At 60.5% G+C, this 19,689-nt stretch carries 23 protein-coding genes and 1 pseudogene; 11 read left to right on the top strand and 13 right to left on the bottom strand.

Annotated elements, in window-relative coordinates; translation table 11 throughout:
* Nucleotides 1-78 precede the first annotated feature (78 nt).
* The 6 genes from C8273_RS01065 to C8273_RS01040 form a co-directional block, all read right to left on the bottom strand.
* The gene (locus tag C8273_RS01065; protein WP_234343876.1) at nt 79-2,184 is read right to left on the bottom strand and encodes a putative bifunctional diguanylate cyclase/phosphodiesterase; all 2,106 of its coding nucleotides are present in this window, start codon (nt 2,182-2,184) and stop codon (nt 79-81) included.
* A gap of 83 nt (nt 2,185-2,267) precedes the next feature.
* Nucleotides 2,268-3,335, bottom strand: coding sequence for a hypothetical protein (locus C8273_RS01060; protein ID WP_199820965.1), 1,068 nt, complete (start codon nt 3,333-3,335; stop codon nt 2,268-2,270).
* 138 nt (nt 3,336-3,473) lie between these two features.
* A complete protein-coding gene (rsmG, locus tag C8273_RS01055; RefSeq protein WP_106626016.1) occupies nt 3,474-4,193 on the bottom strand; it encodes a 16S rRNA (guanine(527)-N(7))-methyltransferase RsmG in 720 nt (239 codons plus the stop codon).
* 46 nt (nt 4,194-4,239) lie between these two features.
* On the bottom strand, nt 4,240-4,389 hold the full coding sequence (locus tag C8273_RS12865) for a secretion protein HlyD (RefSeq protein ID WP_106626015.1): 150 nt from the start codon (nt 4,387-4,389) through the stop codon (nt 4,240-4,242).
* A gap of 109 nt (nt 4,390-4,498) precedes the next feature.
* A complete protein-coding gene (locus tag C8273_RS01045) occupies nt 4,499-4,717 on the bottom strand; it encodes a DUF2922 domain-containing protein (RefSeq protein ID WP_106626014.1) in 219 nt (72 codons plus the stop codon).
* Nucleotides 4,718-4,754: 37 nt separating this feature from the next.
* The gene (locus tag C8273_RS01040) at nt 4,755-4,970 is read right to left on the bottom strand and encodes a DUF1659 domain-containing protein (protein ID WP_106626013.1); all 216 of its coding nucleotides are present in this window, start codon (nt 4,968-4,970) and stop codon (nt 4,755-4,757) included.
* Nucleotides 4,971-5,175: 205 nt separating this feature from the next.
* On the opposite strand from C8273_RS01040, the gene C8273_RS01035 reads away from it, so the two are divergent.
* From C8273_RS01035 to C8273_RS01020, 4 genes are all read left to right on the top strand, one after another.
* Nucleotides 5,176-5,697 (top strand): hypothetical protein, encoded by a 522-nt coding sequence (locus tag C8273_RS01035; protein WP_106626012.1) that lies wholly within the window; start codon nt 5,176-5,178, stop codon nt 5,695-5,697.
* Between the two features lie 488 nt (nt 5,698-6,185).
* A complete protein-coding gene (locus tag C8273_RS01025; RefSeq protein ID WP_199820963.1) occupies nt 6,186-6,641 on the top strand; it encodes an Rrf2 family transcriptional regulator in 456 nt (151 codons plus the stop codon).
* Nucleotides 6,642-6,652: 11 nt separating this feature from the next.
* The gene (locus tag C8273_RS13350) at nt 6,653-6,787 is read left to right on the top strand and encodes a hypothetical protein (RefSeq protein ID WP_267895784.1); all 135 of its coding nucleotides are present in this window, start codon (nt 6,653-6,655) and stop codon (nt 6,785-6,787) included.
* Entirely contained in the window at nt 6,784-7,230 is a 447-nt protein-coding gene (locus C8273_RS01020) for a metal-dependent hydrolase (RefSeq protein WP_106626011.1), read from the top strand. The genes C8273_RS13350 and C8273_RS01020 overlap by 4 nt, the downstream gene beginning before the upstream one ends.
* Nucleotides 7,231-7,295: 65 nt before the next feature.
* Here C8273_RS01020 and mnmE read toward each other — a convergent pair whose 3' ends face one another.
* Complete coding sequence (gene mnmE / locus C8273_RS01015; protein WP_106626811.1) at nt 7,296-8,675, bottom strand: tRNA uridine-5-carboxymethylaminomethyl(34) synthesis GTPase MnmE; 1,380 nt, start codon at nt 8,673-8,675, stop codon at nt 7,296-7,298.
* A gap of 99 nt (nt 8,676-8,774) precedes the next feature.
* On the opposite strand from mnmE, the gene C8273_RS12855 reads away from it, so the two are divergent.
* The 7 genes from C8273_RS12855 (at nt 8,775) to dsdA (ending at nt 14,984) form a co-directional block, all read left to right on the top strand.
* Complete coding sequence (locus C8273_RS12855; protein WP_234343874.1) at nt 8,775-8,900, top strand: secretion protein HlyD; 126 nt, start codon at nt 8,775-8,777, stop codon at nt 8,898-8,900.
* Between the two features lie 134 nt (nt 8,901-9,034).
* Complete coding sequence (locus tag C8273_RS01005; protein ID WP_106626010.1) at nt 9,035-10,756, top strand: hypothetical protein; 1,722 nt, start codon at nt 9,035-9,037, stop codon at nt 10,754-10,756.
* A gap of 4 nt (nt 10,757-10,760) precedes the next feature.
* Entirely contained in the window at nt 10,761-10,997 is a 237-nt protein-coding gene (locus tag C8273_RS01000) for a hypothetical protein (protein WP_106626009.1), read from the top strand.
* A complete protein-coding gene (locus C8273_RS00995; protein WP_106626008.1) occupies nt 10,994-11,458 on the top strand; it encodes a hypothetical protein in 465 nt (154 codons plus the stop codon). The genes C8273_RS01000 and C8273_RS00995 overlap by 4 nt, the downstream gene beginning before the upstream one ends.
* The gene (locus tag C8273_RS00990; protein WP_106626007.1) at nt 11,455-13,029 is read left to right on the top strand and encodes an AAA family ATPase; all 1,575 of its coding nucleotides are present in this window, start codon (nt 11,455-11,457) and stop codon (nt 13,027-13,029) included. The genes C8273_RS00995 and C8273_RS00990 overlap by 4 nt, the downstream gene beginning before the upstream one ends.
* A 116-nt stretch (nt 13,030-13,145) precedes the next feature.
* On the top strand, nt 13,146-13,640 hold the full coding sequence (locus C8273_RS00985) for a hypothetical protein (RefSeq protein WP_106626006.1): 495 nt from the start codon (nt 13,146-13,148) through the stop codon (nt 13,638-13,640).
* 15 nt (nt 13,641-13,655) lie between these two features.
* Nucleotides 13,656-14,984: a D-serine ammonia-lyase gene (dsdA, locus tag C8273_RS00980; protein WP_106626005.1), complete on the top strand. Its 1,329-nt coding sequence runs from the start codon at nt 13,656-13,658 to the stop codon at nt 14,982-14,984.
* 147 nt (nt 14,985-15,131) lie between these two features.
* Here dsdA and C8273_RS12850 read toward each other — a convergent pair.
* The 6 genes and pseudogenes from C8273_RS12850 to gyrA all read right to left on the bottom strand — a co-directional run.
* Nucleotides 15,132-15,254: pseudogene (locus C8273_RS12850) on the bottom strand (secretion protein HlyD); the annotation flags it as partial.
* A 65-nt stretch (nt 15,255-15,319) separates the two neighbouring features.
* Nucleotides 15,320-15,499 (bottom strand): hypothetical protein, encoded by a 180-nt coding sequence (locus tag C8273_RS00970; protein WP_106626004.1) that lies wholly within the window; start codon nt 15,497-15,499, stop codon nt 15,320-15,322.
* Nucleotides 15,500-15,503: 4 nt separating this feature from the next.
* Nucleotides 15,504-15,656 (bottom strand): DUF6883 domain-containing protein, encoded by a 153-nt coding sequence (locus tag C8273_RS13465; protein ID WP_407695399.1) that lies wholly within the window; start codon nt 15,654-15,656, stop codon nt 15,504-15,506.
* Between the two features lie 151 nt (nt 15,657-15,807).
* Nucleotides 15,808-16,008 carry a hypothetical protein gene (locus tag C8273_RS00960; protein ID WP_106626003.1) on the bottom strand — a complete coding sequence of 67 codons (201 nt, stop codon included), beginning with the start codon at nt 16,006-16,008 and terminating at the stop codon, nt 15,808-15,810.
* Nucleotides 16,009-16,069: 61 nt separating this feature from the next.
* On the bottom strand, nt 16,070-17,104 hold the full coding sequence (locus C8273_RS00955) for a CatB-related O-acetyltransferase (protein WP_234343764.1): 1,035 nt from the start codon (nt 17,102-17,104) through the stop codon (nt 16,070-16,072).
* A 14-nt stretch (nt 17,105-17,118) separates the two neighbouring features.
* Nucleotides 17,119-19,566, bottom strand: a complete 2,448-nt coding sequence (gyrA, locus tag C8273_RS00950; protein WP_106626002.1) for a DNA gyrase subunit A — start codon at nt 19,564-19,566, stop codon at nt 17,119-17,121.
* Between the last annotated feature and the right edge of the window lie 123 nt (nt 19,567-19,689).

Genomic DNA, 19,689 nt, shown 5'->3' with positions numbered 1-19,689 from the left:
CACAAAAAAGGGGCTGTTGTACGAAGCTAAAAAACTTCGTGCAACAGCCTCTTCGTATGCAGGGCTTTCGAGGACTTTTTACTGCGGCTCCTCGTCCTCCTCTGCGAGTGCCATGGTCACCGCACTGATGATGTTCTCATTGATCGCCTGCACGCAGGAGATGACATAGTCGCGCTGGCCGAGCCGGAACGGCACGAGATGGTGCAGCCGCAGTATGCGTCCCCCGTCCGGTGTGCGCCTGTGGAACAGGATCGAGACCTCCTCGCGCCCCGCCTTATCCTCAAGGACGGCGCGGAGATGCTTTTCGCTGTAGAACTTCTTGAACAGCTTCTGCTCCTCCGGGAGGATTTTATCCTCGGCGTAGGATGCGACGATCTCCTCAAAATGACCGTATTCTTGCGTGTAGTTGACCTCGTAGATGTCGCGGTAGAGCTGCATCACCTTGCGCGACCCGAGATCGAAGAGATCGACGCGGTCATAGAGGGCAACGATCTGGTTGAGCGCCTCCTGCATCGAGCCTGCCTCGGGGGAGAAGCGGGAGATGTTCACTGTCGCCATGAGAAAGACTGCGCGCGTATCGTCCACGTCGCGCGTCACGAGCCGCAGGCGGACGGAGTTGAACGAGTTGCGCGTGATAAAGTCGGTGTAGACCTCGCGTCCCGTGCGATCCGCCTCGTCCATCATCCGTGTGATCATGCGCTCGTTCTGGCGCTTGCGCCGCTCGTAATGCGGCGTGTGCATGCTTGCCTCATCCAGCTCGATGTTCTGCAGGAACATCTTGAACATCTTGCTCTGGTACAGGTAGCGGATCTCTCCGCCCTCCTGTTCGAGGATCGCGAGGGAGAGTGCATCGCCGATCTCGGGTGACCCGCGCCGTTCGAGCGGTTCGCTTGAGAGGACGTTGATTGCGCCGATCTCCGAGTAGTAGCTGCCGAGGCGCAGCGGCTCCACCTTTACCTGCGCCTGTGGCCCGTAGCAGTAGGCCACTGCTTTCTCAAACGGCATCGGCGGGCTGAAGAGGTAGCCCTGTACCTTTTCGCAGCCGATCTCGCGCAGAAATGCGAACTGCTCCTCGGTCTCCACGCCCTCCGCGAGCGTGTGCATCCCCAGCTCCTTTGCCATGTTGACAATGGAGCGGATGACGATGCCGGACTTCGGATTCGTTTCGAACGAGCGCAGGAAGTTCATGTCGATCTTCAGTACGTCAAAGACGTAGTCCTTGACGTTGTTCAGCGAGGAGTAGCCGCTGCCGAAGTCGTCCATCCAGACTTCGTAGCCCGCCGCGCGGAACCGTGCGATCTCGCCCTGCAGGAATTTCTCATCGCCGCTCTGTGCCCCCTCCGTCACCTCGATGTTGAGGAGGGAACGCGCAACGCCGAAGCGCAGGCGGACGTCCTCGACCGCCTGTACCATGTCCATCAGACGAAAGTCCGTGCGTGAGAGGTTCACCGAGACGCGGATCAGCTCCCAGTCGGGGATATCGCGGCGGGTCTGCACCATATCCTGACAGACCTGCTCGATGATGTAGAGATCGAGCTGCGGGGAGAGATGTGCGTCCTCCAGAACGGGCACAAATACCCCCGGTGAGATCATGCCGTGGACGGGATCCCTCCAGCGCGCGAGCGCCTCGAATCCGCAGATCTCACGCGTCATCGCGCGGATCTCGGGCTGGTAGTAGACCTCGATGTAGCCCTCGATCATCGCCTCCTGGAACGAGCGGATGATGTGGCTGCGGAAATTGATTTCCTCCTCCATCGCGGGATCGAACTCCGCCCACATGGTATCGTATGTGTTCTTGATGCTGTTGCACGCGATCTTCGCGCGATCCATGATGAGCGCGACGTCGGTCACCTCGGGCGGCGGGTGGTAGATCCCCGCCTTGACCTCCATCGGCAGCCCCAGATCATAGACGCGGATCCGCTCGTGGATGAACTGGATGCAGTCGGTGGGCATCTCACGCTGCGTTGCCACGGCGAAGTGATCGTCGTTGAAGCGTGCGACCAGATTCCCCTCGAATGTCTCGCGCAAAAGGTCTGCAACGTAGCGCAGGAGGCGGTTCCCCTGCTGAAAACCGTAGCGCTGGTTAAAGCTCTTGAAATTCTCGATATCAAAGTACATGAACGTCAGCGGCTCCGCCAGCTCATCCTCCAGATGTGCGGAGGCGTGGCGCATGAACTGCATCATGTTCAAAAGCCCCGTGACCTGACAGAGGTCGCGTTCACCGTATTGTTCCACCAAAATGAGCACCCCACTTCCTCTCACTTAGATCAGAACGAAATACGCCCGTACTCCTCGATCATGTCGCGCAGACTCATGCCGCTTGTGCCGCTGAAAATTCCCCCGCGCTGTCCCGGCGGCGACGGCATCTCTTCCGTAATCGCCTCATAGAGTGCATCCTCGATGGATCCGGGCACGAGCTTTTCCCAGTGGCGCGGGTCGTAGGCACGCTCCTTGACTGCGTTGTCGGGACGGCCGCTGACCTCCAGCTCCGAGAGGAACATGATCTCTTGGCGCTTTTCACTGATGTAGTAATGTTCGAGGAAATACTTTGCCGGGCGGATCTTGCCATTCTCGGCAACCGGTGCGCCGGTGGTGTTCTCCACAAGGCGTACCCATGCGTCGATCATGTACTCCTCGGTGTTGTAGGGGCGCGGAACCCAACGCGTTCCCTTTGTGTCCAGATAGTAGGTAAAGCCGTTGTCCACGAACAGTGTCTTGAAGCGTGCATTTTTCTCGCTCCGGCGCTGCTTCTGCGCGGCGCGCCTGTCCGCCTTTGCAGAGGCTGTGTCGGCGCGTTTTTCCGCCTTCGCCGCAGCGAGCGCTGCTTTGCGCTCCTCCCTTTCCGCCTTGCGCTCCGCCAGTGCCTGCTGACGTGCGGTACGCGCCGTCTGCTTCTCCGAGGGCTGCCGTGCAGGAGCGGCGGTCTCTGCTGGTGGTGCTGACGGTGTTGCTGCAGGTTCCGCTGCCACGGGCTCTGCTGCTGCGTGCTCCGGTGCTGCGGTCTCCGCTGCGGCAGGCTCCGGCGCAGCCGCAGGGGGCGGCGCTGTCTGTGGAGCAGGCAGGGAGGGGGCTTTTGCCGGCTGTGCCGTCGGTGCGTCAGTCTTTTCCGCCGCACGCTCCGCCTTGGCGGCGGCAAGTGCAGCCTTGCGCTCTGCCTTGGCGGCCGCGCGCTCCGCCTGCCGCTGCGCACGCTCGGCAGCCTTTGCGGCGCGTACGGCGTCGCGCTCCTCCACCGTCATCGTGTGTGCCGCATCCTGTGCCGCCGCCTCTGCGAGCGGTGCGGACAGGAGGAACATGGTCAGCGTCCCAAGCGCCAGCCCTCTCCATCGTTTCATCTCGTCATCCCCTTATTGACTCGTATGCCGCACCGAAAAAACGACACAGCAAATATACGTAGACTCATCATTTTTAATTTATTCGACACAAAGCGGAGAAATCCTTTATTTTCGGGAGTCGCCATCAAAGGAAGCGGGTCATTTTCCCCGCCCTTTTCCTTTCACCTGCCGCCGTGGGTATGCGTTCGGCGTCGGGCGCTCCTTGCGCACGGCGAGAATCGCACGCACATCGTCCAGCCCCGGCAGATGTACGGGGCGTGCGTGGATTCTCCCGCCGCCGAGGGCGTTTGCCGTCGCCGCGCCCTCTGCCGCCTCCTCTGCGTAGGCACGTCCCTTCAGCGCGAGCAGTGTTCCGCCCACGCGCACGAGCGGCAGTGTGTATGCGAGCAGCACGGGCATGCGCGCCACTGCGCGGCTCACGGCGATGTCGTAGCGCTCGCGGTGCTCCGCCTGCCGTGCCGCCTCCTCCGCGCGCGCATGAATGCAGCGCGTATTCGTGAGCCCCATTGCCGCCGTCACCTCCCGGAGGAAGCGCACGCGCTTCTGCAGCGCATCCATCAGTGTCACGGCGATATGCGGCGCATAGAGGGCGAGCGGGATGCCCGGCAGCCCCGCACCCGTGCCCACGTCGATCAGCGTCGCTGCCTCATCAAAGAGTGCCGCATCGTACGCCGTCAGACTGTCGATGATATGCTTCACCGCCACGTCCTCGGGTGCCGTCAGCGCCGTCAGGTTCATGCGCGTGTTCCAGTCCGTGAGCATCTCATAGTAGATTGCAAATCGCCCGATCTGCTCCGGTGTCAGCGCGATCTGCGCCTCTGCCGCACGTCGGGCGAGAATGTCCTCGAAAGCTGTCATAGCCGCCTCCCATCCTTTGTACGGTTCCTATTATACCTGTTTTCCCCTAAGGAAGCACTGATAAATTCAGCACTGCCATCTTGGCACATCTTTTCCGCCCTCTCTGTGTCGACAAATCCTCCACAGAGCCCTTGCTATGCGTCCGGTTTGTCTCCTTGACAGGGCGAAAAATCTGTACCAATCTGACAGACTTCATTTTATCAGCGATTCCCTACGAAAATACAGATGGAAATTCGCACACAAAAAGAGCCGCTGCACAAGGTCTGTGTTTGCCTCGTGCAGCAGCTCCATCTACCGGAAAGCCGTTAGACCAGCTTTTCCGTGTCTACCGTCTGAATGGCAATGTCCTTGACGGAGACGGGATACGCCTCCCCTGCGACAATCGCCTTCTTGTCAATGACCGTCTGCAGACAGGTTGCGACCTCCGCCTTCGTGAGACCGTCCTTCGGGTCTGCGAGGCTCATTGTCATCTCCTTGCCGCTCGACATCGTCATCGTCATGCGCAGCTGTTTCTTTGTCGACATCATTTCCACCTCCTTTCCGTCATGCAGCCGTCACCGCTTAGTCGTCGAGGACGGCGGTGTCCGTACGCAGCACCTGACTCAGACCGTGCTTCTGGAGACCTGCGAGTCCCCGCCCGATCGTGAGGGCGTCCGCGTCGGCGAGGGTGGATGCAACGCCGCCGATCATACGGTTCTTGTAGATCGTCTTGCCGTCTGCACCGACACCCGTCGAGACCTTGAGCGTGAGTTTGCTCGTCGCATCTTTGCGTGCCATCGGGATCAACTCCTTTCGTTCGTAATGTTTACGCTTGGGTACTTGCCGTGAACAGAAAAAGGAGGAGTCGAGCGAAAAATTTCTTTACAAGCAAACGTATTTTCTATATAATACAAAACAGAAAGGAACAGGTGATTGATTTATCACATCTCGTGTCTGTGCGTCCCGCCAACGGCAGACAGGAGGACAATGAAAGGAGATCCAAATGAACTGGACGAAGAGAGATATGCTCATGCAGGAACTTCCCGCAGCGGCGGATATTCTCGCAATCGTACCCGTGCATGGCGCACAGGGCGGCAGCGCAACGGTCATCCATACGGCAGCCGGGAAGGAGCTGACGCTGCGCGCCGCGACCGAGTATGTCCTCACCTGCCTTGCAGGACGTGAGGACAAGGAGCTGCGGCTCATCCGCCGCAACGCGGCGCGTCTGCTCGCGCGGCGGCGCAATATCATCCTCCCCATCCTGCACGGCTGCGTGCTTGCACCGATCATGGTGGGTGCGTCGGCACGCCGTCACGGCAGGCTTGGCTACATCAATATCGCGCGCAGACCGCTCATCGGCAGCGGCGCGGACGGCACAGATGTTGCGCTTCACAGCGGCATTGTGATCCACTCGCTCTGGCAGCCGGCGACGGTGAAGAAACTCGTGCATGAGGGGTGCGCCGTCCACTACAAGCTGCTGCTGGACGTGCGGCGCCAGCTTGAGGTGGCGGCGGCATTCGGATAAATGCTGCGGGTGCGCTGAATTTATCTGGGCACTATGATAAGTGTTCCGGACAAAAGCAAATGCAGTACTCCTAAGCAAACCCTAGTGGAGCAAGCGGCGTAGAGTGTGCGACCCGCCCCCTGCGGATTTTAATCGGAGGGGCGCAGCGCGTTTGGAATCCGCAGGTATTGGGGAATCACGAACGCAATGATGCTGTTCAGATTGGTGCAGATTTTCCGTCCTATCAAGGAGATTAACCGGAAGCATAGCGGTGGCTATGCTGAGGATTGATCGACGCAGAGAGGGCGAAAAAGATGTGCCAAGATGGACAACTGAATGCGTCCGTGATTCCCTCGCGGACGAGCACACGTCCGCTTGCGTAACGAGGGTTCTGCGTGGAGTACGCATCGCAAATATGTAACAGTTGCCATAGATCCTTTATCCGCCCTTCCTTGCATTTTCTCCCGACTCGTTGTATCATAAAGATACAGAACAGCGGAGGGTACAATATGCAGATTTCAAGTCGTTTCACCATCGCCATTCACATTCTGATCTGTGTCGATCTCTACGGAGAGCAGGCACCGATGACGAGCGAGAGCCTTGCGGAGAGCATCGGGGCGCACCCCGTTGTCATTCGGCGGATTCTCGGACAGCTGCGCCGCGCAGGACTCATCACCGTCGCACGTGGACGCGAGGGCGGCGCGCACATCGCACGGCCGCTTGCGGAGATCACGTTTGCCGATGTCTTTCGTGCGACCGAGTGTATCAGCGGAGAGGCACTCTTCAGCTTTCATGAGAACCCGGACCCCGCCTGCCCCGTCGGCCGCAGCATCCACACGATCCTCGATGCCCGTCTCGCCGCCATTCAGCGCGCGATGGAGCGCACGATGGAGGAGATCCGCCTTGCCGATGTGATGCAGGAGGCGCGGGCACAGGTCGAGGAGTATGCTGCAGCTGCGCAGTAACAGAATATCGCATGACGTATACGAATATTGAACTCTTTGCCGGGGGCGGCGGTCTCGCACTCTCTATGGCGGTCGATCTGCTGGGCTTTGGTACGTACCATGGGTTTTCGCCTGTGTGCGTGATGGGAGGCGAGCATCTCTCGTGAAATGGGTATCTCACGTCACCCTCACGGGGACGATTGCCTATGCCGTTACTGCGGATCCGCTGCTGACCGCTGCGGCTGCGGTAGGAGCGGTTTTGCCGGACAAGATTGAGGGCACGCCGCAGCGCGTTGGCTGGCGCACGTGGCGCAGCCGGCATCGCGGCTGGTCGCACTGGCCGATCCTCTACCTCGCGCTGATCGGCGGGCTCATGCAGGCGGAGGCATTCTTTTTCTACGATGCGGTTTTTTTCCACGTTCTTACGTGGATTTTTGCGGGTGCCCTGCTCCACATCGCCGAGGACGCTGTCTGTGGCAAGGTGCCCGGGATCTTCCCGACGCAGAAGATCGGCGTACGGCTCTTTACGGTCGGTTCGGTGCGGGAGTATCTCTTTGTTCTTGTCTGTATTCTCGTGGTCTATGCAGGGCAGTATGTTCTGCGCATATAAAAAGGACTGTCGTACGAAGTTTTCTAGCTTCGTGCAACAGTCCCTTTTTTTACCTACTGTCTGCATTATTTTCCAATACAGAACTCGCTGAAGATGCGGTCGATGAGGTCGGTGTCCACGGTCTCGCCGAGGATCTCGCCGAGGATCTCGTATGCGCTGCGCAGGTCGATGGAGACGAAGTCGGTGCCAAGCCCCTGTGCGAGGGCGGTTGCCGCCTCGTCGAGATGCTTTGCGGCGTGCTCCAGTGCGCGGGTCTCGCGCTCCTTGTTCGGCAGTGCGCCATCGTCGAGTCCGCCCTCCATCTGCTGCACGCGTGCGGCAATCGTCTCGCGCAGTGCATCGAGTCCCGTGCCCGCGTGCGCGGAGATCATGAGGACGGGGGCGTTGATCCCGTCGAAATCCGCCACGCGCAGGACGGAGGCGCAGTCCTCCTTGTTGCAGAGGATGATGATGTCCGCACGCATTGTGCGGAGGCGTGCGAGCAGCTCCTGATCCTCCGCCGTCAGATGCGTGGAGCTGTCAAAGACGGCGAGTACCAGTTCGGCATCCGCCAGGTGCTGCTCTGTGCGCTCGACGCCGAGCCGCTCGACCGCATCCTCCGCCGCACGCAGTCCCGCCGTATCGAGAAGGCGCAGCGGGATACCGTCGATGCTGATCTCCTCCTCGATCACGTCGCGTGTTGTGCCGGGAACATCGGTGACAATGGCACGCTCCGTGCCGAGCAGTGCGTTGAGCAGGCTCGACTTGCCCACGTTCGGCCGGCCGACGATGACGGTCTTTACCCCCTCGCGTAGGATGCGCCCCGCCTCCGCCCCCGCAAGGAGCCGGTGGACGCCGGCGCGGGCGGCGGTGATATCCTCCTGTAGGGCGGCGATCTCCGGCGCGGGGATATCGTCCTCGGGGAAGTCAATCCCCGCCTCGATGCGCGCAATCGCTCCGAGCAGACGCGCGCGCAGCAGGGTGATCTCCGACGAGAGGGCGCCCGACATACGCTCGCGTGCGGCGCGTGCGGCGCGCGTGCTCTTCGCCGCGATCAGCTCCATCACGCCCTCGGCGCGCGCAAGGTCGAGCCGCCCGTTCAAAAAGGCGCGCTTTGTGAACTCCCCCGGCTCTGCCGGCTGCGCTCCCGCCTCCCATGTGCGCTGGAGCACCTCGCGCAGTACAACGGTGCCGCCGTGGCACTGCAGCTCCACGACATCCTCGCCCGTATAGGAATGCGGTGCGCGCATATAGAGGAGGATCACCTCGTCGAGGATCGCGCCGTCCGCTGCGCGCACCTGTCCAAAGCGCGCCGTATAGGGCGCGACTTCCCCCAGTGCGCCGCCCTTTGCAGGATGAAAAATGTGCTGTGCGATGGGGAGCGCGTCCGCTCCGCTCATGCGTATGATGCCGATGCCGCCTATCCCATGCGGCGTGGCGATCTGACTGATGGTATCACCAGTCATGCGTGTTCGATCAAAAAGCATAGAAAAACATCTGCCTCCCCGTTGGCAAAAGATTCGTAAGGAATCGCTGATAAAATGAAGTCCATCAGATTGGTGTAGATTTTTTGTCCTATCAAGGAGACAAACCGGACGCATAGCAAGGGCTATGTGGAGGATTTGTCGACACAGAGAGGGCGAAAAAGATGCGCCAAGATGATTGGGCTGAATTTATCAGTGCTTCCGTAATTCCCTTTATCCATATATCCCATATATATATATATATATATACATTCGTGACGGGGGGATTATGTCCTGCTTCACGAATTCTAAAAATATGCTATAATCTGTATGTCATCTGTTGTAGAGAAAGAGGGGAATGTATGAGCAACCGTGTCATTGCGCAGGCGGATCTCTCGCACATTGCGAGCCGTCTGCGGGAACTGGGTGAGTATATCGACACCACGAACTCCAATGTCGTTGCCGTCGGCAGGAATGTCGAGGATCTGCGCGGAGATCTGGAGGAGCTGACGGAGGATTTCCATGCCTTTGTGGAGTCGCACCGCCTTGCCTCCCGCGCGCAGCTCGCTGAGACGCGCCTCGTAAAGCTGCGGCAGGAGCTGGAGCAAAAGTACGGGCACTATGCCGTCATCCGCCGCACGACGAAGGGGATCCTGCAGGCAAACGATCTTGCCCTCGTGCGGCAGGAGACGATCCGCGCGGCGAGCGAGGAGCTGATGCTGCGCGCGCCGGAGTACTGGCTTGCGCCCGCGCTGGTTGCCCTTTCCGCATGGATCAGCGACCACGAGGATATCGCCCGGCGCGCGCTCGCGGAGGCGCTCCGGCGTGATGAGGAGAAGACGGCGCTCTTTTTTGCGCTCGTCTGCCGCCGCGCGGGACGTACCTCCTCCGCCCTGCGCTGGGCACAGCACTACCTCATGCGGCAGGATGAGACGGCGCTGGATCGCAAGGCGATTCTCATTGTCGATGCGTATGCGAGCGGTCTTCTGGGACGCGATACCGAGGGGCTGATCGCGCGGCAGATCGACGCGTGGATCCTCCGCCTCGCGGAGCAGCCGGGCTTCATCGAGGAGCAGGAGCAGCGCTGGCAGAAGGCGCTCGCCGTCATGCAGGATGATGCGCCCGCGGAGGACACCTATCCCTATCTCGCGAAGCACAGCCCGATTGCCGCCGATCTGCAGCGCGTGCTTGGCGGTGCGGCTCTGCACGCAAAGTTCTACCAGCACCTGAAGCAGATTTTTGAGCAGAAGCCGCCGCTGCGCACCCTTGTGCAGGGGCTGGACGATACGCTCACGAGCCTCGTCACGGACTTTGATGCGGCGGAGCAGCCCATTCGTGCCGCCGCTGCTCTTGAGCAGCTGGTGGTCGATGCGGGCGGCGATGAGGCGCGTGCCAAGCGCGAGATGAAGCTGAAGGAAAAGGCGTTTGAGGAGCGGCGTGACTTTATGCAGCTGCTGACGGATGCGGCGATGAATCCGCAGGAGACGCGCGCGAGTGTCACCACGCAGAAGATGGCGCTCGCGATCTCGAAGGACTGGATCCTGTCGGCGTACCGCGACCATACGGCGCAGAACCGCGCCGCCGTTCCGCATATCATCCCGTTCAAGATCGGTGCGTTCGAGGGGGAGACGGCGGACGGCGAGAACGAGGAGGCGCTCCTCACGCGCTTTGCCGCATGGAACGACTTTGAGCGCGATCGGGCACTGGCACAGCTGCAGCTGACGACGGGGCAGAAGATCTGCCAGTGGGCGGGGATTTTGCCGCTGCTGTTCGGGCTTGTGCTTGGCGGTCCCATCGGTCTCGTGATCGGTGCGATCATCGGTGGGCTCATCTATTTCAACTACCGGAATGCAAATGCCGTTCTCGCGCTGCGGCGTGAGGAGCTGCTGAAAAACTATGCGGAGCAGGGCGAGTCGGGAGCCGCGATCCTGCGCGGCATCCTCGCCGAGGTTGTGGACTGGCGTATGGAGTACGAATCCCTCGACGGGCAGAGTCAGCAGACCATTGATTTCCTCACGGAGCTGCATGCCGATCAGTTCCGCATCAATATGGACAGTGACCGCAGGATACGAGTACAGGAGTAATGCGATGAGTGAGAAAAATCCATTTGCGACGATTGAAAAGGGGGCTGCTCCCCGCAGCGACGGAGCGTCGCATACGTCTGCCGCGCGGCACAGCACAGCGTTTGCCCCCATCCGCCCCGCAGCGCTGCCCTCCGATGAGGAGCTGCGCAGCTGTGGTCATACCTCCGAGGTGCTTGCCGCAGGGCTCCCCGCGTGGAACCTTGAGCCGCCCATGGCGCCCGTGCGGAGGAGCCGCGCATGATCGCCCCGCCGAAGACGTATGCGCAGTGGACGGCGCTGCTCAAGACATTCGCGGAGGGCTCGGCGGATGAGGAGGTGCTGCACGCCATGCGCACGGGCACGCTGGTCTGGCAGTCCGGCGTCGCCGAGCGGTTCGCACAGCGGTTCTCCGATGCGCTGAACGCACGCATGAACCGCGCCTCCGACGTTTTTGATCGGGACATGAAGCGCGCGGCGGATGAGCGTGCGATGATCGGGGCGCTCCTCGCCCTGCGCCGCAGCCTTGTCTTTCTGCATACCGCCGCCGCCCTCCCCGCTCTGCCCGAGGAGCAGCGCACGCAGTTCACCGCGCTCGTGCAGTCTGCCGCTGACCGTATGCAGGAGAGTCTCGACCGGTCGGCGCAGAGTGACCGTACGGGCAGGATGCGCGCACTCGTGCGGGGGCATCAAGTGAATGCACTGGAAATGGAGGAACATCTATGACCGCACGAAATGAGTGCAAAGAACTCCTCGCACGCTACGGCATCGCGCGGATCCCATTTATCACGCTGCATACGGTGGAGCGCGCCCGCGCGCTCGATCTGCTGAAGGAGGTTGCGGCGGAGCTGTCACTCCCCTTTTTTATCCACACGCTCTCCAAGGGGGTCTACGATCTCGCGACAGACAAGGTGCTCAGCGACGACAAGTCCGTCTACGGGGCGATTGACTTCATCGGCGAGCAGATGAAGCACCGCGCGAATGTCACTCTCGTCCTCACGGAGATCCCCGACATTGGAACCGACACAAACGATGCGCGTCAGCTGCTCGACCTCGTGACGCTCGCGAACGAGACGGGCGGGCAGATCATCGTCCTCACCACTGCCGCGGTCTGGAACCGTCTGCAGCGGCTTGGGCTGATGCTGCAGCTGCCGCTGCCCGACGAGGACGAGATGGAGACGATTGTGCGCGGCTACATCGACGACTACCGCGCGGAAATTTCGATTGCATGGGACGATACGGACATCCGCGAGGCGGCGTCCATCCTCAGCGGTGTCACCGCCATTGAGGCGGAGAATGTCATAGCGGCGCTGATCGCGAAGAAATCCATCCGCAAGGAGGATATGGACGAGGTGCGTACGGCGAAGGATCGCCTCTTCTCCGATATCTCGGGGCTGGAAAAGATCACGGTCGACGAGAGTGTGCAGGACGTTGGGGGGCTTGCGGGGCTGCGCGGCTGGCTCGACGAGAAGCGCCTCCTCTTCACTGCCGAGAAGCGCAGCCTGCTCAAGGAGAAGGGTCTGAAATCGCCGCGCGGCATCCTCCTCGTCGGCGTGCCTGGCTGCGGCAAGTCGCTCTCCGCGAAGGCGATCTCGGCAAACTGGAAGCTGCCGCTCTACCGCCTCGACTTTGCGACGGTGCAGGGCAGCTATGTCGGACAGACGGAGCAGCAGCTGCGCGACGCGCTCATGACGGCGGAGAATGTCGCGCCGTGCATCCTCTGGATCGACGAGATCGAAAAGGGGCTCTCGGGTGCGGGCAGCTCCAACGACGGCGGCGTCTCCACGCGCATGGTCGGGCAGTTCCTCTTCTGGCTGCAGGAGTGCCGCAAGCAAGTCTTTGTCGTGGCGACGGCAAACGATGTCTCCATGCTCCCGTCGGAGCTGCTGCGGCGCGGACGGTTCGACGAGCTGTTCTTTGTCGATCTGCCGACCGCCGATGAGCGCTATGACATCCTGCGCCTCTATATGCGGAAGTATCTGGAGCTGGACTTTGCGGGCGCGTTCGCCGACACCCTTGTCGCCATGACGGACGGCTTTACGGGCGCGGATCTGGAGTCCACCGTCCGCGACCTCGCCTACCGCGTCATTGCAAATCCCGACTTCACGCTGCATGAGGAGAACCTGCGCACCGCGTTCGGCAACGTCGTCCCACTCTCGGAGACGGCACCCGAGAAGATCGCCGCCATCCGCGACTGGGGGCGGGAGCGTGCCGTGCCCGCGAGCGGCAGACCCATCGGCAGCGAGACCGCGCTGAGGAAATCCACCGAGACGCGCACGCGCAAGGTGCTGGTGTGAGATTTGCTCTTATGATGATGAGTACAGTGCAATTCCCCAAAGCGAACCTTAGGGAAGTAAACCGAGATGAGCGTTCGCGTCGGTGCGTCGTCGAAACAATATAGGAAGGAACGAATATGCCAAGACCGCTTTTGAACCGAAACGGGACGGAAACGTCACAGGAAAGCAAGCTGAGCCTGACTGCCGCCCCCGCGAAGACCCAGACGAATACCGATACCGCCATACAGCTGAACCGCCGCCTCAAGCAGCCGCGCTCGAAAGCGTACATCGAGGCAATTCACAAGCTCGACGCGGGCGGACACACGATGAATGCGGCGGAGCGTTCGGCGATCATCGACGCCATTCGCGCCGAGTTCCCCGAGATCGTCGACCTCGCGGGCGTGCTGATCGGCATTGTGTCCAAATGCTACCTCGGCGACCCGTACGAGGTGCACACCCTCACGATTGCCGCGAACATCATCGAGCACTACAAGCGCGGGCAGGCGCTGCCCAATGGCATGGAGCGCGCTCGTTCCCTCGCTGCGCGTGGCGGCTACGAATTTGTCGAAGTCTACACCGATGTGTGCCGCGCCGTCAGCAGCGACGGCTCCGTCTCCGTCGTGCAGGTGTGATGAGAGGAGATTTCCATGCACAGAGATACACTGCTTGCCGCCGATCCCTCGCTCCGCGCCGTTTTGGACACAGAGGAAACGCTGTGGATCAATCCGCGCCTTCTGCCGTTTGACACGGTGGACGGGCTCTCACAGCTTGTCATTTCCGATGCGGACATCGCGGATGCCGCCGCACGCCTTCGGCGTTTTGCCCCGTTCATCCGCCGCGCCTTCCCCGAGACCGCAGAGACGGATGGACTCATCGAGTCGCCCCTGCGCGCCATCCCGCAGATGCAGCGGCACCTTGCCGAGATGTACGATGCCGAGATCCCCGGCCGGCTCCTGCTCAAGATGGACAGTCACCTCGCCATCGCCGGCTCCGTCAAGGCGCGCGGCGGCATCTACGAGGTGCTGAAGCACGCGGAGGAGCTGGCGCTGTCGGCGGGGCGGCTGACGCGTACAGATGACTATGCAAAGCTTGCCGATCTGCGGGACTTCTTTGCGCAGTACACGATGCAGGTCGGCTCGACCGGCAACCTCGGCATGTCCATCGGCATCATGAGCGCCGCCATCGGCTTCCGCGTGCGCGTGCACATGTCGGCGGACGCAAAGCAGTGGAAGAAGAACCTCCTGCGCAGTCACGGCGTCGAGGTCATCGAGTATGCGGACGACTACTCACGTGCCGTCGCCGAGGGGCGGCGCGCCTCGGACGCCGATCCCATGAGTCATTTCGTCGACGATGAGAAGTCCGTCGACCTCTTCCTCGGCTATGCCGTCGCCGCCGAGCGTCTCAAGGAGCAGCTCACGGCGCAGGGCATCACCGTCGATCCGGAGCATCCGCTCCTCGTCTACATCCCCGCCGGGGTTGGCGGTGCGCCGGGCGGTGTTTCCTACGGGCTGCGCCGCCTCTACCATGACGATGTGCACTGCTTCTTCGTCGAGCCGGCACAGTGCCCCTCCGTCCTCCTCGGCATCGCGACGCAGGAATTTGAGCGTGCGAACGTTCATGACTACGGGATCGCGGGCAGGACGGACGCGGACGGACTTGCCTGTGCCAGCCCGTCCAGCCTCGTCACGCGCATCATGACGAATCATGCGGCGGGCGACTTCACCGTCTCCGAAGCGCATCTCTACGACTACCTCCGCGCCCTCGATCAGAGTGAGGGGATCCGCATCGAGCCGTCGAGCTGCGCCGCGTTCGCCGGCCCCTTGGGGCTCCTGCGCTTCCCTGCAGGACGCGCCTACTGCGTGGCACACGGACTCACGGAGCAGCGCCTCGCGCACGCCACACAGATCGCATGGGCGACGGGCGGCCGCCTCGTCCCGGAGGAGATTTGGACGGAATACCTCGGGACGTATCGGTGATTCCCATACATTGCAGACGAAAAACGCTCCACTTCTCGGCCGAGAAGCGGAGCGTTTTTGTGTGGTTCGTTCTCTGATGTGGCTTACAGGAAGCACGGACTTTCCGTCTTGTTCGGACGAAAAATCTACGCCAGTCTGAGGGACTTTAGGAAGCACTGATAAATTCAGCCACGCCATCTTGACGCATCTTTTTTGCCCGCACTGTGTCGGCAAATCCTCCACATAGCTTTTGCTATGCGTCCGGTTTGCCTCCTTGTTCGGACAAAAAATCTACGTCAATCTGACGGACTTCATTTTATCAGCGATTCCTTTATTTTATCGGCGATTCCTACAATCTATGCGGCACTTTCTGTTACAATCGTGAGGATGTCCTCCTGTCGGATCGTGTCAGTATCAATGCTGCCGTCCAATCGATCAATATCTGCTTCGTACGCAACGCCATTTTCATAGATTTCTACAATGCTGGCGGTCTCACCAGACTTGAGCCGCACTTTATCATATAGTTTAATGTCCATCATCTCACTCCTTTACATAGATTGACGTCAATCGGATGATCCCCGTATCTTTGTCCTCAATCCACGCAGTCATTACTTTTGCTGTTTTCCCATTTTTTCCTGTCAGCGTCATCAATATCTGAAATCGCTTCCCATATCCATTATCGGGTTTCTCGATCGGCTTAAGGAAGCACTGATAAATTCAGCCGCGCCATCTTAGCATATCTTTTTTGCCTGCTTTTTGTCGGCAAATCCTCCACATAGCTTTGGCTATGCGTCCGGTTTGCCTCCTCAATCGGACAGAAAAATCTACGCCAATCTGACGGACTTCATTTTATCAGCGATTCCTTAAAATTATTAATATGTGCGGCAACATTGCGCGCAAGTGCATCGGCATCCTGCAGCTGATAACCCAGTGCTGCATGAAATGCCGCTGCTTTGTGACGATCCTTCAATGGGTTCAGAGCGTACTGTGTGAGTTTTTCCTCCAGAAAAATGGCTTTTCCATAGCCTGCAATCTCAATGATCATGGCTCAGTGTCCTTCGCTGCCTGATGGTTGGAAGCTGTTCGTTCTCTGACAATCACTGCGGTCACAGCCGCGGAAAAAGCATCTCCCCCACATCGAGTCCGTAGCGGATTGCGAGCCCTGCCTCCGCCGCGTCCTCTACGGCAGCCGAGCAGATCGCCTCGCGCGTCGTGATATATGCGCTTGACGCCTGCAGTGCCGCGCGGGAATACGGCAGATCCCCCTGAACGTCATGCGTTACGATCAGCGGGGCGCTCTCCCCCGCCTCTGCGATGCGGCGGGCAATCATCTCTGCATAAGCATCTACGCCCTCCCGGTCGGACAGCGCAACGACAAGCGTCGTTTTGTCCTCTGCCGTGTATGCGGCAAGGAAGCTGTCGATCACGTGTGGCCAGACGGCATAGGATAGCTCCTTCTCAAAGTCCGGGATCAGGTAGGAGACGGAAGTCCCGTCGGCACGCAGTTCACGGATTGCCGCAGCCGCTGCATCGGGCGGTTCCTCCTGTACGCCAGGGTCGAAGCGCTCCAAAAATGCGGGCAGATCATCCTTGTACTGCGGGATATGCCGCTCAATGTCCTCCTGCCGCCAGTTCCACCATTTGATGCGCAGCAGTCGCGCAATCGTCTCCGCATCGAAGCGGTATTTGATGATGCGCATGGGATTGCCGACGACGACGGCGTAGGGCGGCACATCCTTTGCAATGACCGCCCCTGCCCCGATGACGGCACCGCTGCCGATGCGGACGCCGCTCATGATCGTCACATCTCCGCCGATCCAGACATCGCTGCCAATGATGATCTGATGGCGGTTGTATGAGGCGGCGTGCGTACCGGACACATCTCCGTCGAGCACGTAGGCGAACGGATAGGTGGCGACCATATGATAATTGTGATTGAGCCCCAGATAGAACGCCAGATTATGCGCGAGGGAGCTGTATTTCCCGACAAGGATATTGGCAGCCGTCGTCGTGTGATACGATTCCCCGCTCACGAGGTAGCTGCGCGCACCGAGCGTCAGGAGCGTATGCTCCGGATGCAGCTCAAATGGGAAGTTGCGTGTCTGCGGCTCAAAATTCCCTGCATAGATTTCCTGAACCAACGCTATCTCTCCCCTTACTCGCCCGGATTGTCGACCATCCGATTCATCGTCGCCATTGAGGCGACGCGGTCGCTCTCGCCGAGGGTCATGAGCTTGACGCCCTGTGTGTTGCGGCTGATGAGGGAGATTTCGTCCACGGTGGTACGGATGACGATGCCCTCGGTGGTGATGAGCATGAGTTCCTGATTCTCGCGCACGACGCGGATGCCGACGACGGGGCCGGTCTTGTCGGTGACCTTCATGTTGATGAGCCCCTTGCCGCCGCGCGTCTGCGTGCGGTACTCCTCGGCGGTGGTGCGCTTGCCGTAGCCGCCCTCGGTGACGGTGAGCACCTCGGAGCCCTGCTTCAGGATGTCCATCGCGACGACCTCATCGCCGTCGCTGAGACTTATGCCGCGCACGCCGCGCGTGACGCGTCCCATGGAGCGCACGCCGTCCTCGGGGAAGGCGATTGCCTTGCCGTGGCGCGTGCCGAGCATGATGCGGCTGTCGCCGTCGGTGAACTTGACGCCGATCAGCTCGTCGTCCTCGTCGAGGTTGACCGCCCGCAGACCGCTCTTGCGGATGTTCGCAAACTCGGCGAGCGGTGTTTTCTTCACCACGCCGTACTTCGTCGCGAGGAAGAGGAAGCGGTCGGCGCGGAACTCTTTGATCTGGATGACGGCGGTGATGCGCTCGTCGCTCTCGACGGCGAGGAGATTGACGATGGCGGTGCCCTTCGCCTGCCTGCCGCTCTCGGGGATCTCGTATGCCTTGAGGACAAACGCGCGCCCGCGGTTGGTAAAGAAGAGGATGTCATGATGTGTCGTCGTGATAAGGAGGTCGCTGACGATGTCGGTCTCCTTCGTCCCCATGCCCTTCACGCCGACCCCGCCGCGCCGCTGGCGGCGGTAGGTGTCCAGAGGAATGCGCTTGATGTAGTTGTTCAGCGTGAGTGTGACGACCACGTCTTCCTCGGCAATGAGATCCTTGATGTCCATTTCGGTCGCGTCGAACGTGATCTCTGTGCGGCGTTCGTCGCCGTACTTGTCACGCACCTCGATCAGCTCGTTCTTGATGATGGTGAGCACCTTTGTGCGGTCGGCGAGGATGCCTTTCAGCTCCTCGATCATCTTGAGGACTTCCTGATACTCCTCCTCGATCTTCTCGCGCTCAAGACCTGTGAGGCGCTGCAATCTGAGGTCGAGAATCGCCTGTGCCTGCTTCTCCGTGAGTTTGAAGCCGTCCATCAGTGCCGTGCGGGCGATGTCCGCCGTGCGGCTCTCGCGGATGGTCGTGATGACAGCATCCAGATGATCGAGCGCGATGGTCAGTCCTTCGAGGATGTGGGCGCGTGCCTCCGCCTTCCCAAGCTCGTACTGGGTGCGCCGCGTGATAACCGTTTCCTGATGCGCGATGTAGTGTCCGAGCATCTGTTTCAGGTTCATGATGACGGGCTGCCCGTCGACGAGGGCGAGCATGATGACACCGAAGCTGTCCTGCAGCTGCGTGTGCTTATACAGCTGGTTGAGGATGACGTTCGGTGCGCTGTCGCGGCGCAGCTCGATGACAATGCGCATGCCGCTGCGGTCGGACTCGTCGCGCAGATCGGTTACGCCGTCGATCTGCTTGTCGCGGACGAGTTCGGCGATCTTCTCGATGAGGCGTGCCTTGTTGACCTGATACGGCAGCTCGGTGACGATGATGCGCGGCTTGCCGCTCGACATTGTCTCGATGTGGGCGCGCGCACGCATTTTGACCACGCCGCGTCCCGTCAGGTATGCCTTGCGGATCTCCTCCGTGCCGAGGATGAGCCCCGCCGTTGGGAAGTCGGGTCCCTTGATGATGCCCATGAGTTCCTCGATGGTCGTCTCTGGGTTATCGATGAGCATCAGCGTCCCGTTGATGACCTCGACCATGTTGTGCGGCGGGATGTTCGTCGCCATGCCGACGGCGATGCCCGCCGTGCCGTTGACGAGGAGCTGTGGGAACTTCGCGGGGAGGACGGTCGGCTCCTTCTCCGAGCCGTCGTAGTTGTCCGTAAAGTCGACTGTTTCCTTATCGATGTCGCGCAGCATCAGCTCGGCGATCTTCGACATACGCACCTCGGTGTAGCGCATGGCGGCGGCGGAGTCGCCGTCCACGGAGCCGAAGTTGCCGTGCCCGTCCGCAAGCATATAGCGCATGGAGAAGTCCTGCGCCATGCGGACGATCGCATCGTAGACGGAGGTGTCGCCGTGCGGGTGATATTTACCGAGCACTTCACCGACGATGCGCGCCGATTTCTTGTACGGCTTGCTGCTCGTCATGCCCGAGCCCTGCATTGCGTAGAGGATACGGCGATGCACGGGCTTCAGGCCGTCGCGTACATCGGGCAGTGCGCGCGCCACGATGACGCTCATTGCATAGTCGATGTAGGAGTTCTTCATCTCGTGTTCGAGGTTGACCGGGACGATGCGTCCCTGTCCAAAATCCAGATCCAAAATGTCACCTCTTCGTGTTCGTTGCATAATAATCCACATTGATTATAGCATTTTCGCGGGCAAAAGTCTATGTTTGCGGGGCTTTTCTCGCTTGTGTGTCGGGAAATTGCAGCTACGCGATGC

It is taken from the genome of Candidatus Centipeda massiliensis, from assembly GCF_900290285.1.
GTDB lineage: Bacteria > Bacillota > Negativicutes > Selenomonadales > Selenomonadaceae > Centipeda > Centipeda massiliensis.
Note: the sequence above shows the minus strand (reverse complement) of the source record. Positions and strands in the feature narration are given on the sequence as shown.

What these genes read in the sequence shown, in the direction of transcription:
- C8273_RS12865 (WP_106626015.1), bottom strand. Translation starts at nt 4,389, where the DNA reads ATGAAGTCTGTCAGATTGGTACAGATTTTTCGCCCTGTCAAGGAGACA.
- C8273_RS01060 (WP_199820965.1), bottom strand. Translation starts at nt 3,335, where the DNA reads ATGAAACGATGGAGAGGGCTGGCGCTTGGGACGCTGACCATGTTCCTC.
- C8273_RS00970 (WP_106626004.1), bottom strand. Translation starts at nt 15,499, where the DNA reads ATGGACATTAAACTATATGATAAAGTGCGGCTCAAGTCTGGTGAGACC.
- C8273_RS00960 (WP_106626003.1), bottom strand. Translation starts at nt 16,008, where the DNA reads ATGATCATTGAGATTGCAGGCTATGGAAAAGCCATTTTTCTGGAGGAA.
- C8273_RS01005 (WP_106626010.1), top strand. Translation starts at nt 9,035, where the DNA reads ATGAGCAACCGTGTCATTGCGCAGGCGGATCTCTCGCACATTGCGAGC.
- C8273_RS13350 (WP_267895784.1), top strand. Translation starts at nt 6,653, where the DNA reads ATGACGTATACGAATATTGAACTCTTTGCCGGGGGCGGCGGTCTCGCA.
- C8273_RS01035 (WP_106626012.1), top strand. Translation starts at nt 5,176, where the DNA reads ATGAACTGGACGAAGAGAGATATGCTCATGCAGGAACTTCCCGCAGCG.
- C8273_RS01025 (WP_199820963.1), top strand. Translation starts at nt 6,186, where the DNA reads ATGCAGATTTCAAGTCGTTTCACCATCGCCATTCACATTCTGATCTGT.
- C8273_RS01045 (WP_106626014.1), bottom strand. Translation starts at nt 4,717, where the DNA reads ATGTCGACAAAGAAACAGCTGCGCATGACGATGACGATGTCGAGCGGC.
- C8273_RS00995 (WP_106626008.1), top strand. Translation starts at nt 10,994, where the DNA reads ATGATCGCCCCGCCGAAGACGTATGCGCAGTGGACGGCGCTGCTCAAG.
- C8273_RS01000 (WP_106626009.1), top strand. Translation starts at nt 10,761, where the DNA reads ATGAGTGAGAAAAATCCATTTGCGACGATTGAAAAGGGGGCTGCTCCC.
- C8273_RS01065 (WP_234343876.1), bottom strand. Translation starts at nt 2,184, where the DNA reads ATGATGCAGTTCATGCGCCACGCCTCCGCACATCTGGAGGATGAGCTG.
- C8273_RS00985 (WP_106626006.1), top strand. Translation starts at nt 13,146, where the DNA reads ATGCCAAGACCGCTTTTGAACCGAAACGGGACGGAAACGTCACAGGAA.
- dsdA (WP_106626005.1), top strand. Translation starts at nt 13,656, where the DNA reads ATGCACAGAGATACACTGCTTGCCGCCGATCCCTCGCTCCGCGCCGTT.
- C8273_RS01040 (WP_106626013.1), bottom strand. Translation starts at nt 4,970, where the DNA reads ATGGCACGCAAAGATGCGACGAGCAAACTCACGCTCAAGGTCTCGACG.
- C8273_RS00990 (WP_106626007.1), top strand. Translation starts at nt 11,455, where the DNA reads ATGACCGCACGAAATGAGTGCAAAGAACTCCTCGCACGCTACGGCATC.
- mnmE (WP_106626811.1), bottom strand. Translation starts at nt 8,675, where the DNA reads ATGACTGGTGATACCATCAGTCAGATCGCCACGCCGCATGGGATAGGC.
- rsmG (WP_106626016.1), bottom strand. Translation starts at nt 4,193, where the DNA reads ATGACAGCTTTCGAGGACATTCTCGCCCGACGTGCGGCAGAGGCGCAG.